Genomic DNA, 15,441 nt, shown 5'->3' with positions numbered 1-15,441 from the left:
GTCTGCATTTATTGCAGTTCGGTATCCTCCACGTTCAGCGGGTCGTCGTCCAGCAGATCGAGGTCTGTATCAAGGTCCAGGTCAGTATCATCCGTGCCCGGAAGCTCCAGTTCCGGATCTTCAAGGCCCGGCAAATCCAGTTCCGGCGCTTCCTCTATAATCTCGCCAGGCAGCTCTGTGCCAAGGGCATCGCGCGACTCCCGCGATTCCTCGGCAAGCGTTTCTTCAATATCCAGCATGTCTTCGCGGGCTTCAGCGGCAAAATCTTCGGAGTCCGTCTGGATGTCTCCGAAGTCGGCTGGTCCGGCAGGCGAATCCACTGACTCCGGCAGCTCAAGTTGCTGTACAAAGGAGTCGTCCAGTTCCTGGTCATCCGTAACCATTCTCATGGTCACATCCAGATCGTCCTGGGCGTGGGAGAGGCCGGGTGCTGCAAGCAGAACACAGAAGATGGCCGGAGCGAGCCAGGGTGTAAGGGTATTGCTGTTCATGATGAGGGCTCCGTATTTTCTGGAATAGCGGTACTGAATGTCTTGCGCCGCGTGCCATCGTCCAGGTGAGCGACCAGTTCGCCCGACCCGGGAAACAGTACGTGTATGGGCAACGCCAGCACGTTGTCGCCTTCCTTGAGGTTCACCTTCCAGCTGATAGTCTGGCGGCCCGGGAACGGCGCCAGTTCGGCATTGGGGGGCATTTCCAGGGTCAGGGTTACGTTCTCCATGGCCCGGCGGGAATTGAAGGCCAGCCTGACGGTTCTCACGTCGGGAGCAGCCTGGAGCGCAGAGGCTGGCTCCGCTGTGTTCTTGTCCGTGGTTTCCGCCAGATCTTCGCCGGAGGGCGCTACGTCCACCGGGCCAATCTGCATGCCAATGAAAATGCCAAGTGCCAGTACGGCGGCAACCGCCGAAGCCCACATCGGGGCGTTTGGAAGACCGGCACGGGGGGCCGAACTTCCTGACAGCGCCAGCGCTCGAATCCGTGCTTCGAAATCGGCGTTCGGTTCGGGAATGGTCTGGGCCATGAGGCCTTCATGGAGGCGTCGTTGGTCCTCCCAGAGCTCGGAACAGTCCGGGCACACGGATGCATGGGCCTGGAGGGCTTCCTGTTCGCGCGGCGGAAGTTCGCCGCGAACCAGGCTGTCGACCTCTTGATGGAACTGACGACACGTCATGGCATTCACCTCTTCATCCCTCACGTTGTTGCCTTTCGAAAGGTTCCAGTTGTTTTTTCAGCCGCTCACGCATGAATGCCCTGGACCGGTGTAGCCGTGATTTTATCGTCCCTACCGGGACATCAAGAACCTGTGCTATGTCCTCCTGGCGCCAGCCATCAGCATCGTGAAGCAGGAGTAGGGTTCTCTGGTCCGGGGGCAGGGTATTCAGCAGGCGTTTTACGGTGTCATCAATGCGGGCCTGGTCAATACCGGCGGAGGCATCGGGGCCCGCCTCGCCAAGCGATTCCATGAAGGAAGTCTGGTTCTCAGCAGACACCAGCATGCTTGCATTGATTTCCCTCTGGCTGGACTGTTTGCGGGTAAGGTCCACGAAATGGCGGTAGAGAACCCGGTTGAGCCATGGCTGTGGCTGTTGCACTTTTTCGAGTTCGTCCAGGCGGGGATACAGTTTGACGACAACGTCCTGAACCAGGTCCTCGGCGTCTTGCTGTTGGCCGGTCAGCCGGTAGGCAAAATTATACATGCCTCTCATGTAGGGCAGGACAAGCCGGTCAAAACGCTTTGACTGCGATGATCGAAACGGGAGCAATGCCAATCTGTTTCCTCGGTCCGTAGTCGGGACGTGTTGCCAAATGTTGAACATACCATCCTTTTCTGTCTCTGTTCGAGACAAATTTGGCGGTACAAGAACCAGTTAGCACCTGTTCGTGCAAATTTCCGGCACGTTGGGAAAATTTTTTTGGAACCACTGCAATTAGACTTCCGTGTAAGGCCGAAAGACACAGGGCGTGTTCCGAACTACAAAAAACGAACAGAGGTATGCAAGTATGTTCATTCGCCAAGCATCGCTACTGACGCTGGCTATCGCGTCAATTGGCCTGACCGGTTGTTTTGAAAGCAGCAGCGAAACCACGAAAAACGCAAACCCGGACTACACCATTAGCAACCCTGGATTGGAGCGTGGTACCCACCCGCTCTTTGATCCGCTGGAAACCGAGTTCCCCATTCCCAGCGATGCGCTCTTTTACCTGAGCGACGTTGATGACGGCACCATGCTCAATGGCAGCGACCCGGCAAATCCGGTGACCACCGGCATCGGTTTTCTTGACGGCAATTCTGTGCTTGCCCCGATAGACATCAAGATCAGTGCCAGCATCGACAGCCAGCAGACACTGGATGCCCGTGACTTTATTTCGGTGGATGGTGAGGTTGTTCCCAATCCCGGACAGAACGTGTTCCTGATTCCTCTTGAATACGCCAGCGGCGACAGCCTGGTACAGGCAGCTGGAGAAGTAGCGGGGATCACGCCGGAGATTCAGTACCGCCGGGCCCTGGCGCTGCAGGAGAGCGGTGACACTGCCGGAGCCGCGGCCATCTTCGACTTCCTGATTGAGCAGAAAGTCCGGGTAGAACTGCTGGACATCGATGGCGGCCAGAACAACATGATCCGGATTCTGCCGCTCCAGCCCCTGGCACCCAAAACCCGTTATGCCCTGGCGATAACGAACGATATCGTCGACGCTGAGGGGGAGCCGCTGGTGGGAGCACCCACCTATCAATCCGTGGCAAACCCGGACAAGATTCTTTCCAACGCGGCTTTTGAACCCTTCCGGGAAGCCCTCTTGCCTGCGCGCCAGCTGGCATCGGACTACTTCGATTTTAAACGGGAGGCCGGTGCCGCTGCAGGCTATTCCGCTGACTTTGACGACGTGGTGTTCTCCACCACCATCACCACCACCGCCGTCGATGACATATTGCTGGCAAATGCCGCCCCGATCACGTTCTTCCGCTCCAGCCTTGGCATCCAGGCTCGTCAGGAAGGCCTTGACCAACTGATCTCAGGTTTCTACAACCTGAGCCAACAACCACTGGGCGGGTCGGCCACGGCGCAACAGCAAAGCATCAACGACGAAATCTTCAACATTCTCACCGATATCACCTTCCGTCTGTACGACGACGAGCTTGCCGCAGTACTCAATGACGCTCAGGCCGGCGGCGTGACCGTTAACTACGATGATATCGTGTCTGATAGCGAGGAAGACCGCCGGGTTGCCTTTGCACTGCAGGCTGCAACCGCCTTGGCCGTCGATAACGTGTCCGATCAGGAAGCCGAAGCCCAGGCGCTTGCCACCGCTGCAAACAGCGTTCTGGATACCCCAAAACCGCGGACTGTTCGAGTTTTCAGTCAGCGTGAGGGCGGCGACGTGAATCCGGCGCTTCGCCAGAGTGCCGGCGTGGGCGACCTTTCGATAGACCTGGATATCCGGGTGTACGAAGGCGAAATTACTCTGCCGTACTATCAGTCCTTGCCGGAAGAAGGCGATGGCGCCCCGTTGGCCCTAAGTAACTGGCTGGCGGCTGACTTTTCTGACCACGACTCCCTGGAGGCAGCGCCTTCTGATCGTATCACCTACCGCTTCCCATTTGCGGCCAAGACCGCGGATACGACAGTTCCCATCGTTATAGCTGCGCCGGAAGAAACTTCAACACCGCCATCTGCGGATGGGTTCCCGGTGATCATCTATCAGCATGCTGCGACCACGGACCGCTCAGCCATACTGCCGCTGGCAACAGCCGCCGGCCTGACCTGTATCGCGGATTCCGCTGACGACTGCTTTATCACTATTGGTATCGACCAGCCGCTTCACGGTATTTTTGAGGAGGGCATTGTTGGGCTGAACCCGATCACCACCCAGGCCGGAGCCTCGGCCGATGCAACGGAGCGCCATTTCGGTTTCGCAGCGGATGCAAACCTGAACCCGGTGCCAGCGTCGGAACTGGAAGCGCCGGAATCCGGCAGCCTGTTCCTGAATTTTGCCAACTACGCCAACACCCTCGACAACATGCGCCAGGGCGCACTGGATCTGTTGAACGTGAACGCATCGCTTCTGGCTATTGAAGAAGCGATCGCCGATTGTGGCAGTTGCGCCAATGGCCTCAACATCGACACCAGTCGGGTGTATTTCCTGAGTCACTCTTTGAGCGGCATGGGCGGCGTGGCCGTACCGCACGTTACCAACGCCGCATTTGACGCCGGCAACACCAGCCTCAACCCCGTCACTGCGGCCAACTTCCTCAACACCGGTGGTGGATTTGCCCGTCTTGTTGAAAACTCCCAGTCGGTCGCCCCTCTCGTACTGCCAGGCCTTGACGCCGCGTCCGGTGGCCTTCTGGCCCAGGGCCGAACAGAGCTGAATATCTACTTCAATGTCTTCCAGGGCCTGCTGGATTCTGCGGACCCGGTCGCATTTGCACCGCTTTACGTGGGTGAGCCGGTCTTGCTGACAGAAATGACAGGTGTACCTGAGGATGAGAAGCGCCCGACCGATAATACGATCCCGAACGCTGCGGATTCCCTGCTGTACGATCTTGGTCCCCTGATGAGCACCGTTCCTGAAACCGGTTTTGTGATAGCCGGGGAAAACATGCCGCTGGCCGGGACCGACCCCCTGGCAGCGTCCATGGGGGCGGAGCCAACACCACTCGACTCGGCATCGGCCCTGCCGTACATCACCCGCTATCGTGAAGGCTCGCACGGTAACCCGATTTCCGCCGGACAGAAGAGCGCCGATCCGTTCTCTTCCAGTGCCGTTTTCGCTGAAATGACTGCCCAGATGCTGGAGTTGTTCACATTGGGATCCGTGAGCGTCGAAAACCCCTGTGTCGTCAAGGATGCCGACACCGCAGGTACCGATTGTTCCGCCGATGGCAATACCGATGCGGGAGACGAACCGGACAGCGGCACGGACGATGGCAGCGGCGATGACGATGGTGGCCTGCTGGATGGCCTTCTCTAAAGTGCCCGGAACCTGAAGACAGCGTCGCCGGTTCGCGGCGGCGCATTCCTGATCAAACCTCAATTATCGATGGCGAAAAAATTCCATCCTCGGGGATGGCTACGCCTTCAGAAAATGTGGAGTCACAACCCAATGACAACAACAAGCCTACATCGCAAGCGCCTGGCACTGGCTGTCAGTGCCTTTTTTGCCACTGCTCCGGCCATGGCCTTTGATTTCGAGATCTATGAAATCGACGCTTCTTTTTCCACCACCCTGACGGCGGGGATCGGCTACCGGCTGCAGGATCAGGACAAGGACCTGATCTCGCAAGGCAACCTGGGGCCGGAATTTGCGTTCAGTGATACCGGCGCTTCTTCCAACAATTTTGACGACGGCAACCTGAATTTCGAGCAATACGAGCCTTATTCCCAGCGGCTTCAGGGGCGCAGCGAGCTGTTTCTCGATTATGTGCCGGATAGTAACTACCTGACCCGGATCGGGGCATTGGTGCGGGCTACCTACTATTACGACCACGAGCTCAGGGATAACCGCCGGGCGGAAGACCCGGTAGGCCAGCGGCGAACGCTCAATGATGAGGCCAGGGATAACGCCGCCGGTGTCGACCTGCTGGACGCCTATGTCTTTACCGACTGGTATTTCGGCGATACGCCGGTTTCGGTTCGTTATGGCCGCCAGGTGGTTAACTGGGGCGAAAGCACGTTTATCCTTGGCGGCATCAATGCGGTCAACCCAATTGATGTGCCGGCCTTTCGGGCCCCCGGTGCTGAACTGAAGGACGTTCTGCTACCGGTGGAACTGCTTTATACCTCCGTCGGAATTACACCGGAAATAACGGTGGAAGGCTTTGTGCAAACCGACTGGGAGAGCTTCAGGATTGATGACTGCGGTACCTTTTTCTCATCGGCGGACGTAGCGGCGGATGGTTGTGGCCCGGTTTTACTGGCGGGGCAGGTACCGGATTCCCAGGCCCTTGAGGAAGGGTTTGTCTCGCCGCGCCTGGGTGACAGGGAGCCCGGCGACAAGGATCAGTTTGGTGCCGCTGTGCGTTGGTATCTTACGGACCTGGGCGCCGAGCTCGGTTTCTACTACACCCGCTATCACAGCCGGCTGCCCTACATCAGTGGCGTGGTGAATAACCCCTCTGATCCGGAAGGCAACCAGAAAAGCGATCCGAACCTGCCGCACTCCAGGTTCCCCAGCTATTTCATTGAATACCCGGGCGACATTGACCTCTACGGTGTCAGCTTTAACACCACCCTGCCCACCGGAACCTCGCTGGGCGCCGAATACAGTTTCCGCCCCAACATGCCGATTCAGTGGAATACCTTTGAGCTGATCTACGGCGGCTTGCAGCAGCGCGGGCCAGACGGTCAGGTGGTCAGCAAACTGGAAGAACAGCAGCGGCAAGAGAACCCCGATTTCAACTATGCCGGCAAGGCAGTGGACGGTTACGACCGCTACAACGTTTCCCAGGCCCAGGCTACGGCAATTCACTTTATTGACCGTGTTATGGGCGCTGCGCGATTTATTATCGTAGCGGAAGTGGGGGCGACCTATGTTCACGATCTGCCCAGCACATCTGAAGCCCGTTATGGGCGTTCCGGCATCTATGGGGTGGGGCCGGTGCCGCTGGACGGGGACAGCTTCTCGGGAGATTTCTGCAGCCAGGGTACCGATGATGACCCCCGCTTGAACATCAACGCCAGCAATTGTGGCAGTGATGGCTTCACCACCTCCTTCTCATGGGGTTACCGCGCGCTGTTTGCCTGGGACTACCCCAGCGCCTTTGCCGGCGTGAATCTCATGCCGAAAGTCTTTCTGTCCCATGACGTGGAAGGGTATGCACCTGATCCCGGTGGCAACTTCAACGAGGGCAACAAGTCCGTGGGCCTTGGCATCGATGCCAATTACCAGAATTCCTACAAGGCGACCCTGAGCTACACCAACTACTTCGGTGGCGAATACAACGTTATTAATGATCGCGATTTCATCGCGGCGTCTGTTTCTTACTCATTTTGAGCCCATTACAACCACAAAGGAGAATCTGATGATGAACTCTTCCAGAAAAGTGCTTTATGGGGCAATTGCCTGGAGCCTTCTGCTCTCGGGTCCATCGCTGGCTGCCGTTTCCCAGGAGGAAGCCGCCAAACTTGGCGATACGCTGACACCGATCGGTGCCGAAAAAGCCGGCAACGGCGATGAGATTCCTGAATGGACGGGAGGGCTGACCGAGGCGCCAGCCAGCTACAAGGGTGATGGCCGCTATACCGACCCGTTCCCCGAGGATAAAGAGCTGTTCCGGATTGACCAGAGCAATGTGGACGAGTATGCCGATAATCTGACGCCAGGCCAGATAGCCACCATCAAGGCCTACGATGATTACTTCATTCCAGTCTACAAAACCCGCCGTACAGCTACCTATCCTGAAGATGTTAAGGAAAAAACCGTTGAAAATGCGACTACGGTGGAGCTGATCGACAGTGGAAACGGTCTCGAGAACTACAAGACTGCAACAGCGTTCCCGATTCCGCAGAACGGCCTTGAGGTGATCTTCAACCACATTACCCGGTATCGCGGGGGTTCGTTTACCCGCAACGTGGCCCAGGTGACACCCCAGCCCAATGGGGATTTCAGCCCTGTGCGGTTTACCGAGTCGTTCACCGAACGGGTGGCTCTGCAAGATTACGAGCAGGGCGAGGACGACAACGTCATGTTCTATTTCAAGCAGGCCATTACTGCGCCATCCCGCCTGGCGGGGAATGTGTTGCTCGTTCACGAAACCATCAACCAGGTTGAGGAGCCGCGGCGGGCGTGGCTGTATAATTCCGGCCAGCGCCGGGTACGCCGGGCACCAAACGTGGCCTATGACGGACCAGGCACCGCAGCGGATGGCCAACGCACGTCAGATAACCTTGACCTGTATAACGGTGCGCCTGACCGCTACACCTGGGAGCTCAAAGGGAAGAAGGAACTCTACATCCCCTACAACTCCTACCGGCTGGCCAGTGAAGAGCTGAGCTACGACGACATCATCAAGCCGGGGCACATTGATCAGAACCTCGCCCGCTATGAACTGCACCGGGTATGGCACGTAACGGCCACCCTCAAGGATGGCGAGCGCCATGTCTATGGCAAGCGGGACTTCTACATCGACGAGGACACCTGGCAGATCGCCGTGGTGGACCATTACGATGGCCGTGGAAACCTCTGGCGGGTCGCCGAGGCCCACAACATGCAGATTTATGATGCCAATATTCCCGCCTATGCTTTCGAGACACTGTATGACCTGCTGTCTGGTCGCTATCTGGTGATGGGGCTCACCAACGAGGAAAGCGATCCTTATACATACGGCACCGAGCGTCATTCCCGCGAGTACACACCGGCCGCCCTGCGCCGGGACGGGGTGCGTTAAAATATGCGCTGAGTGTTAACCCGCCAACCCTGCCCTTCGGGGCGGGGTGTGATCGTACCCTATAGCTATTCCCCGAACACTCTGTTAGTGTGCTCACCATCCTGCCTCTAGGGATTTCCGCAGTTTAAGGCTTCAAGCCCCGTGCGAACCATCCATACGACCTGTCAGAGGACGTCACCCCGTTAATGGTGTGTGGCCGTAGTCGTCTTTTATTCCATGAATCTTCATGGCATCTGCCCGCATTCGCCGATAACGGTGTTCGTGGAGGCAGAATAATCAAGAGTTGAACCAATATGAGTTTTTCTTCACTCGGTCTGTCCGAGCAACTGGTCCGTGCCACTACCGACCAGGGTTACGAAACCCCATCACCCATTCAGGCCAAGGCCATTCCCGCCGTACTTTCGGGAAGGGACGTGATGGCGGCTGCCCAGACGGGCACCGGTAAAACCGCAGGGTTTACCCTGCCGTTGCTGCAACGCCTGGCGGAAAACCCCCGCACCGGCAAGGGGCCACGGGTACTGATCCTGGCGCCCACCCGTGAGCTGGCGGCCCAGGTACACGACAGTGTGGCCCTGTACAGCAAGTATATGCCTACCAAGTCCGCCGTGGTTTTCGGTGGCGTGAAAATCAATCCGCAGATGATGAAGCTGCGCAAGGGCCTGGACGTACTGGTGGCCACACCCGGTCGCCTTATGGACCTGTATCAGCAGAACGCGGTTCGCTTCAACGAAGTGGAAATTCTCGTTCTGGACGAAGCCGACCGCATGCTGGACATGGGGTTTATCCGCGACATCCGCAAGATTCTTGCGCTGTTGCCGGCCAAGCGTCAGAACCTGCTGTTCTCTGCGACTTTCTCCAGCGAGATCCGTACGCTGGCGGAAGGCCTGCTGGATAACCCGGTTCAGGTAGAAGTAGCGGCGCGGAACACCGCAGCGGAAAGCATCAAGCAGTCTGTCTATCCGGTAGATCAGAGCCAGAAAACCGCGCTGTTGAGCAAGCTGGTGCGTGACAACGGCTGGGAACAGGTGCTGGTGTTTACCCGTACAAAGCATGGCGCCAACCGCCTGACCCAGAAACTGGAGCGTGACGGTATTACTGCCGCTGCCATCCATGGCAACAAGTCACAGGGTGCCCGCACCCGTGCTCTGGCAGACTTCAAGCAGGGTGAAGTGCGTGTTCTGGTGGCAACTGATATCGCGGCCCGTGGCCTGGACATCAAGCAGCTGCCTCAGGTGGTGAACTTCGAGTTGCCTAACGTGCCCGAAGACTATGTTCACCGCATTGGCCGTACCGGTCGTGCCGGTGAAAGCGGCCACGCACTGTCACTGGTCAGCGCCGACGAAGGCAAGATGCTGGCGGGTATTGAGAGGCTGATCAAGAAGCAGTTGCCGCGTAAGAGCGTGGAAGGCTTTGAGCCCACCAACAACCTGCCTCTGAAGCCCAAGGCCAAGGCCGACCCCAGCCGCGCCCGCAATCGTAACGGTGGTGGCAATAATGGCAAGCCTGCCGGCAATGGCCGCAGCTTTGGCGGCAAGCCAGGTGGTCGCACTGGTGGCCGGAGCCAGAATGGCAACGGTGGCCAGGCCAGGCGCTCGCCGCAGCGCGAAACCGCCTGATTCGGTTTTCTCCAATAAAAAGGCGGGGCCCTAAGGCCCCGCACTGGAGAACGCACCTTTCGGAAACCCACAGACCATGAGGTTTCCGGCGGGTACGAATCAGAACTTGTAGGTGAAGCCTACCATGTAGACCATGGGGTCGATTTCGACGTCAAACGTGTCGAGAGTTTCAACCTCTGCTTCTGTATCGATGTCTGCCCACCAGATAGCAGCGTTCAAACCAAATTGTTCACTGAGCATGTAATCCAGACCGATTTCAGCTGCAACGCCGACACTGTCATCCAATTCAATGTCGAGCCCCTCAAGTGCCCCGGAAGTTTTCTCCTCGAAGAAGGTTGTGTAATTCACACCTACACCAACATAGGGTTGTAAAGCGGCGGTGCTATGCATAGGAAAGTACTGCAGGGTCAGGGTAGGTGGTAAGTGCTTGGTCTCTGCCACTTTTCCGAGTGAGGAAATATCACCCTCTCCAGTGATATTGTGTTTAAAGGGGGTGGCCGCGAGCAAGCCAACGCCGAGATTACTGGTAAACATGTAGGTTGCACGAATCCCCAGTTGTGAGTTGGCATCGACTCCCACGCGTGCATCAGAGCCCAGTGCCTCTGCGCCACCAACGGTCAGCACATCGCTGGAATCATCCGGGGCTACGTGTACGGCGCCGGCCCGTACAATAAAATCACCCGCTTCGAAAGCCTGCGCAGCAGGGGCAATTGCCATAACGGCTGCGGCAAGAACGCCAAGCTTGAATGTACGCGACATAGTAATCTCCTTGAACCTGAATAATCGATGACTACAGGTTAATGACTACGGAGACCTGGAACTTGATTTAGCGCAAGTGCGGTGGGGCCGGAATACCGAGTTCGGCGGAGGATTGATTCAACTCAAGAAAATGAAAGAAGGGGGTAATTCTACGGCTTGTCAGCCGACTTTCTTTCTGCTTTCCGCTGACTTGCGCTTATCGACGGTTTCGCCTTCCGGCACAAACACATCGCGAACTGTGAGCGGATTGCCGTTAACATCCTGCACCTCTACCTGGCGAATGGTTTGCCCGGTTTCACGATCCCTGAGATCCAGCGGCGCCTGGTCTGGTGCCGGATTCCACTTATCACCCCATTGGCGAAGGGCTATCACGATGGGAAAGAGGTCACGCCCTTTCTCGGTCAGGCGGTACTCGAAGCGTGAGCCGTGTTCGCCCACTTCCACCTTTTTAAGAACTTCATTGTCCACCAGCCGTGCCAGCCGGTCACAAAGTATATTGCGGGCGATCCCCAGCTCTTGCTGGAAGTCGACAAAGCGCCGGGTGCCGTACATTGCGTGGAGCACCACCAACAGGGACCACCAGTCCCCCACTTCATTCAGGGCACGGGCGACGGAGCAACTGGAGTCATCAAAACGTTTTCTGGCCATGCTTTACAGTGTACCTAATAGGGTTGCATTTTAAAACCAGATTGAATAAGGTTGCTTAAAGAAACCAGATTAGTGAGGTTGCGATCTACCATGAGCATGAACCTTGGCCCCCTGTTTGAGCCTTTTGAAATACATAATCTGACCCTGCGCAACCGCGTTGCCATGGCCCCGATGACCCGTAACTTCTCGCCGGGCAATGCACCGAATCAGGATGTAGTGGATTATTACCGCCGCCGCGCCGAAGGTGGTGTGGGCCTGTTGATCACCGAGGGCACCACGGTGAATCACCCCGGTGCCAATGGTTACCCCAACGTGCCGTTTTTCCATGGCGACACGGCCCTTTCCGGCTGGAAGGATGTCGTGGATGCCGTTCACGAAGCCGGTGGCGCCATCTTCCCCCAGCTCTGGCATGTGGGCGCTGTTCGCAAGGAAGGCACGGAGCCGGACCCGAAGGTCCCAGGTTACAGCCCTTCAGGGCTTTTCGCGCCAGGCAAGCCCAATGGTAAGGCCATGAGCAAAGAGGATATTGACGACGTGATCAATGCCTTCGCCGACGCCGCCCAGGACGCCAAAGCACTCGGTTTTGACGGTGTCGAGATTCATGGAGCTCACGGCTATCTGCTGGACCAGTTCCTGTGGGAAGGTACCAATCAGCGTGACGACGAGTACGGCGGCAGCATGGAAAACCGCCTGCGCTTCGTGGTGGAAATCATTGAGGCGGTGCGCCACCGCGTGGGCCCCGATTTTCCCATTATGCTGCGTTTCTCCCAGTGGAAGCAGCAGGATTACGAGGCGAAGCTTGTTAATTCCCCCGAGGAGCTGGAGCAATTCCTGAAGCCGTTGGTGGAAGCCGGCGTTGATATTTTCCATGCGTCCACACGCCGTTTCTGGGAGCCGGAGTTTGAGGGATCAAACCTTAACCTGGCGGGGTGGACCCAGAAGCTGTCCGGAAAACCGACGATGTCCGTCGGCAGCGTCGGGCTGACCGAAGATTTCATCAGCGGCACCTTTGCCAGCAAGAAGGAAGCGGTGGAGCAGTCCGGAATCGACGAACTCGTTGAGCGCATGAACAACAACGAATTCGAACTCATCGCCGTGGGCCGCGCCCTGCTGCAGGATCCGGAATGGCTGGTGAAAGTAAAAGAGGGCCGCATCGGTGATGTGGAGCCCTTTGCGAAGAAGTCGCTGGCGAAGCTTTACTGAGTACGCAATGCGTTGACGATCAGCCCCGGCCAGCCGCCGGGGCTTTTTTATGTCTGTCCGCGCTGTAATTTATCGTTCGGCCAAAACCCGTATGATTGATGTACTGATTAATCACAGAAGGGATACACCATGAAGTCTGTTACATCTTTTTCTGCCATTATCCTGATTGCCTTTTCGTTAACCCTTGCCGGGTGCGCCACGGTGGGCCAGGATTTCGCTACTCACAATGTGGACCAGATTGAGATCGGCGAAACCACCCGTTCAGACATCCAGGAGATGTTTGGTGAGCCCTGGAGAACCGGTATTGAGGATGGCAAGCGTACCTGGACCTATGGCAAATACCGTTGGTCTGCCTTTGGTGATGCTGAAACCACTGACCTGGTCGTACGGTTCAATCAGGATGGTACGGTGTCTTCCTACGTCTACAACACCACCGAGTAAACATCGGACTATCCGGGGACATTGGCCATGGACGAGCAGGGCGATCCGGCTGATATCGAAGAGCTGATGGACCTGATCGAAGCCGGAACGGCCAATCAGTCCCATGTTTCCATCGGAGAAATGATGGACTCGGTGGGGCGACGTAGTTTCGGGCCGGTGGTGCTCCTGGTGGGGTTGATTCTGGTGACTCCACTGAGTGGTGTTCCGGGCATGCCTACCCTGATGGGGCTGCTCACTTTGCTGACTCTGGGACAGGTCCTGGTAGGACGAAAGTATTTCTGGCTGCCGGGTTGGCTGGCGCAGCGGCAGATACCCCGCAACAAGCTTGTGCAGGGCCTGGAAATGCTGCGCCCACCCGCCCGTGGTATTGACCGATTGATACGCCCGCGGCTGATCTTCCTGGTCAAGGGAGGCGGGCTTTATGTGATGGCACTGGCGTGTATGGTGATTGCGGTGGTTATGCCGGCAACCGAGCTTGTGCCCTTCAGCGCCAGTATTGCCGGCCTTGCCCTTATGGCTTTCGGCCTGGCGATGATTTCGAAAGATGGGTGCCTTGCGCTGTTTGCCTGGGGAATTGCCCTGGCGGGCCCGGTGATCTTCACCCGAATTACGTAAAACCGGAGATTTTGAACTAGATTGTCATATGAAGAACGCCTTATTGATTGGCGGAAAAGGAGAAAGACCATGATACGTTTATTCTATCTGGTATCTTCGATTGACAGCGCACAGGAAATCTCCGACGACCTTCATGAGCACGGCGTCACCGACTGGCGTTTCCATATTGTCAGCAAGGACGAAGCTGGCCTGTACACTCATCAATTGCACACAGCTTCCATTCTTGATCGCACCGATCTGCCCAGGTATGTGGAGCGTGGTGCCATAGCCGGCTTTGTTCTGGCACTCGCGTTTCTGGTCCCGATGGCATTGCTGAATGTTCTGGACATGCCGGCAGCTGCCTGGATTGCCCTGTTTATCTTTGTTGTTGTGGCCGGGGGCTGGGTAGGTGGCTTTGGCGGTATCCAGAACGAAAATTACCGTATCGAACCATTTCACAGTGACATTGAGTCAGGCAAATATCTGATTATGGTTGATGCTCCGAAGAAGCATATCCCGAAGGTCAAGGAGCTGATGACGAAGAACCACCCCGAAGCCCAGCTACAGGGGCATGACTCCAGCTTCAATAATCCGTTTGCCGGCAAGCGCCGACGGATGAGCCAGGCGTGACTGACTGCAGATACCGGGCTGGGGCGACCTCATGAGCAAAGCCGGTGTGGTACTGACCGGTGGTGGCGCGCGGGCGGCCTATCAGGTGGGAGTCCTGCGCGCCATTGCGGATATGTATCCCGACTGGAGCCACCCTTTCCGCGTCATCATCGGAACGTCCGCCGGTGCCATTAACGCCATGGCGGTGGCGGGCAACCGCGGGCTCTTCCGCCACAACATCGATCACCTGGAGAAAATGTGGTCGGAACTGACCATGGATCGAGTGTTCCGGGCCGATACCATCAGCCTGATGCGCAGCTTCAGCGACATTGCACGCAAATTGATCAGTCTGCCGATCGAGAGCGGACCGGTGTCTTTCCTGAACAATGCCCCCTTACGGAAGATGCTGGAACTGGAAATTGACTTCGAGAGCATCCGTAATACGATCCGGGACGGTCATATTGATGCGGTAGGGCTGAATGCCTGCGGGTATGCTTCTGGCCAGAACGTCTGCTTCTTCGAGGGCGCTGAGGGGCTTGAAGGCTGGTCGCTGGGTCAGCGGGCCGGTACTCGCACGGAACTGGCGATCGACCATATCATGGCGTCCTCTGCGATTCCCACGCTGTTCCGGCCGGTTAAAATCAATCGGGAGTATTTTGGCGATGGCGTTACTCGGCAGATGGCCCATATCAGCCCCGCGTTGCGGTTGGGGGCGCAAAAGGTCCTGGTAATTGGTGTCAGTGCCAACGCTATGTGCGCGCCCGTAAGGCAGGATAAGCCGGGCATGCCAACGCTGACCCAGGTACTGGCCCATGTGTTCAATGGTATGTTCCTGGATACGCTGGACTACGACATCGACCGCTCGCGCCTCATCAACCGGTTACTGGCACTGATACCGGAAGAGCGGCTGAAGGAATCCGGGCTCGCTCTGAGCCCGGTGGAAATACTGGAAATTTCTCCGTCTGAGCCCATCAACGAGATAGCCATGAAATACGTTGATGCCATGCCCCTGGTATTGCGGCGGCTTACCGGCGCAACGGATTCTGCGCCGTCTTCCAGCGCCAACCTGGCCAGTTTCCTGCTGTTCGACAAGCGCTTCTGTCGCGACCTTATCAAACTGGGCTACCGGGATGGTCAGAGCCATGCCCGGCAGATCGAGCGGTTCTTTGCCAAAGACGCCTGAGA

Annotated in this window: 14 protein-coding genes; 9 read left to right on the top strand and 5 right to left on the bottom strand. The window is 57.2% G+C overall.

The window, feature by feature from the left end; genetic code table 11:
• Positions 1 to 8: 8 nt before the first annotated feature.
• The 3 genes from FO268_RS07090 to FO268_RS07080 are packed head-to-tail and all read right to left on the bottom strand — an operon-like array spanning position 9 to position 1,817.
• The gene (locus FO268_RS07090; protein ID WP_150991101.1) at positions 9 to 491 is read right to left on the bottom strand and encodes a hypothetical protein; all 483 of its coding nucleotides are present in this window, start codon (positions 489 to 491) and stop codon (positions 9 to 11) included.
• A complete protein-coding gene (locus FO268_RS07085; protein ID WP_150991099.1) occupies positions 488 to 1,171 on the bottom strand; it encodes an anti-sigma factor family protein in 684 nt (227 codons plus the stop codon). Before FO268_RS07085 ends, FO268_RS07090 begins: the two co-directional genes overlap by 4 nt.
• A 13-nt stretch (positions 1,172 to 1,184) precedes the next feature.
• On the bottom strand, positions 1,185 to 1,817 hold the full coding sequence (locus FO268_RS07080; RefSeq protein ID WP_150991097.1) for an RNA polymerase sigma factor: 633 nt from the start codon (positions 1,815 to 1,817) through the stop codon (positions 1,185 to 1,187).
• Between the two features lie 184 nt (positions 1,818 to 2,001).
• On the opposite strand from FO268_RS07080, the gene FO268_RS07075 reads away from it, so the two are divergent.
• The 4 genes from FO268_RS07075 to FO268_RS07060 all read left to right on the top strand — a co-directional run bounded on the left by FO268_RS07075 (position 2,002) and on the right by FO268_RS07060 (position 10,002).
• On the top strand, positions 2,002 to 4,971 hold the full coding sequence (locus FO268_RS07075; RefSeq protein WP_150991095.1) for a hypothetical protein: 2,970 nt from the start codon (positions 2,002 to 2,004) through the stop codon (positions 4,969 to 4,971).
• A 132-nt stretch (positions 4,972 to 5,103) separates the two neighbouring features.
• Entirely contained in the window at positions 5,104 to 6,993 is a 1,890-nt protein-coding gene (locus FO268_RS07070) for a DUF1302 domain-containing protein (RefSeq protein WP_150991093.1), read from the top strand.
• Positions 6,994 to 7,024: 31 nt separating this feature from the next.
• Complete coding sequence (locus FO268_RS07065; RefSeq protein ID WP_150991759.1) at positions 7,025 to 8,386, top strand: DUF1329 domain-containing protein; 1,362 nt, start codon at positions 7,025 to 7,027, stop codon at positions 8,384 to 8,386.
• A gap of 293 nt (positions 8,387 to 8,679) precedes the next feature.
• The gene (locus FO268_RS07060) at positions 8,680 to 10,002 is read left to right on the top strand and encodes a DEAD/DEAH box helicase (protein WP_150991091.1); all 1,323 of its coding nucleotides are present in this window, start codon (positions 8,680 to 8,682) and stop codon (positions 10,000 to 10,002) included.
• A 99-nt stretch (positions 10,003 to 10,101) separates the two neighbouring features.
• On the opposite strand, the gene FO268_RS07055 is transcribed toward FO268_RS07060, so the two are convergent.
• Positions 10,102 to 10,761, bottom strand: coding sequence for an OmpW/AlkL family protein (locus FO268_RS07055; RefSeq protein WP_150991089.1), 660 nt, complete (start codon positions 10,759 to 10,761; stop codon positions 10,102 to 10,104).
• 159 nt (positions 10,762 to 10,920) lie between these two features.
• Positions 10,921 to 11,409, bottom strand: a complete 489-nt coding sequence (locus tag FO268_RS07050) for a winged helix-turn-helix transcriptional regulator (RefSeq protein ID WP_150991087.1) — start codon at positions 11,407 to 11,409, stop codon at positions 10,921 to 10,923.
• Positions 11,410 to 11,499: 90 nt separating this feature from the next.
• Here FO268_RS07050 and FO268_RS07045 point away from each other — a divergent pair, with 90 nt between their 5' ends.
• The 5 genes from FO268_RS07045 (at position 11,500) to FO268_RS07025 (ending at position 15,439) form a co-directional block, all read left to right on the top strand.
• Positions 11,500 to 12,612 (top strand): NADH:flavin oxidoreductase, encoded by a 1,113-nt coding sequence (locus FO268_RS07045; protein WP_150991084.1) that lies wholly within the window; start codon positions 11,500 to 11,502, stop codon positions 12,610 to 12,612.
• A gap of 129 nt (positions 12,613 to 12,741) precedes the next feature.
• Positions 12,742 to 13,053, top strand: a complete 312-nt coding sequence (gene bamE / locus FO268_RS07040; protein WP_150991082.1) for an outer membrane protein assembly factor BamE domain-containing protein — start codon at positions 12,742 to 12,744, stop codon at positions 13,051 to 13,053.
• Between the two features lie 27 nt (positions 13,054 to 13,080).
• Positions 13,081 to 13,668 (top strand): exopolysaccharide biosynthesis protein, encoded by a 588-nt coding sequence (locus FO268_RS07035; RefSeq protein WP_150991080.1) that lies wholly within the window; start codon positions 13,081 to 13,083, stop codon positions 13,666 to 13,668.
• A 69-nt stretch (positions 13,669 to 13,737) separates the two neighbouring features.
• Complete coding sequence (locus FO268_RS07030) at positions 13,738 to 14,277, top strand: hypothetical protein (protein ID WP_150991078.1); 540 nt, start codon at positions 13,738 to 13,740, stop codon at positions 14,275 to 14,277.
• 31 nt (positions 14,278 to 14,308) lie between these two features.
• A complete protein-coding gene (locus tag FO268_RS07025; RefSeq protein WP_150991076.1) occupies positions 14,309 to 15,439 on the top strand; it encodes a patatin-like phospholipase family protein in 1,131 nt (376 codons plus the stop codon).
• Positions 15,440 to 15,441: the final 2 nt, after the last annotated feature.

This window comes from Marinobacter denitrificans (assembly GCF_008795955.1).
GTDB classification, from domain to species: Bacteria; Pseudomonadota; Gammaproteobacteria; order Pseudomonadales; family Oleiphilaceae; genus Marinobacter; species Marinobacter denitrificans.
The sequence above is the reverse complement of the archived record's forward strand: the minus strand, read 5'-3'. Positions and strand labels throughout refer to the sequence as shown.

Excerpts from the sequence above, each read along its gene's own strand:
- FO268_RS07090 (WP_150991101.1), bottom strand. The coding sequence starts at position 491 with ATGAACAGCAATACCCTTACACCCTGGCTCGCTCCGGCCATCTTCTGT.
- FO268_RS07085 (WP_150991099.1), bottom strand. The coding sequence starts at position 1,171 with ATGACGTGTCGTCAGTTCCATCAAGAGGTCGACAGCCTGGTTCGCGGC.
- FO268_RS07080 (WP_150991097.1), bottom strand. The coding sequence starts at position 1,817 with ATGTTCAACATTTGGCAACACGTCCCGACTACGGACCGAGGAAACAGA.
- FO268_RS07075 (WP_150991095.1), top strand. The coding sequence starts at position 2,002 with ATGTTCATTCGCCAAGCATCGCTACTGACGCTGGCTATCGCGTCAATT.
- FO268_RS07070 (WP_150991093.1), top strand. The coding sequence starts at position 5,104 with ATGACAACAACAAGCCTACATCGCAAGCGCCTGGCACTGGCTGTCAGT.
- FO268_RS07065 (WP_150991759.1), top strand. The coding sequence starts at position 7,025 with ATGAACTCTTCCAGAAAAGTGCTTTATGGGGCAATTGCCTGGAGCCTT.
- FO268_RS07060 (WP_150991091.1), top strand. The coding sequence starts at position 8,680 with ATGAGTTTTTCTTCACTCGGTCTGTCCGAGCAACTGGTCCGTGCCACT.
- FO268_RS07055 (WP_150991089.1), bottom strand. The coding sequence starts at position 10,761 with ATGTCGCGTACATTCAAGCTTGGCGTTCTTGCCGCAGCCGTTATGGCA.
- FO268_RS07050 (WP_150991087.1), bottom strand. The coding sequence starts at position 11,409 with ATGGCCAGAAAACGTTTTGATGACTCCAGTTGCTCCGTCGCCCGTGCC.
- FO268_RS07045 (WP_150991084.1), top strand. The coding sequence starts at position 11,500 with ATGAGCATGAACCTTGGCCCCCTGTTTGAGCCTTTTGAAATACATAAT.
- bamE (WP_150991082.1), top strand. The coding sequence starts at position 12,742 with ATGAAGTCTGTTACATCTTTTTCTGCCATTATCCTGATTGCCTTTTCG.
- FO268_RS07035 (WP_150991080.1), top strand. The coding sequence starts at position 13,081 with ATGGACGAGCAGGGCGATCCGGCTGATATCGAAGAGCTGATGGACCTG.
- FO268_RS07030 (WP_150991078.1), top strand. The coding sequence starts at position 13,738 with ATGATACGTTTATTCTATCTGGTATCTTCGATTGACAGCGCACAGGAA.
- FO268_RS07025 (WP_150991076.1), top strand. The coding sequence starts at position 14,309 with ATGAGCAAAGCCGGTGTGGTACTGACCGGTGGTGGCGCGCGGGCGGCC.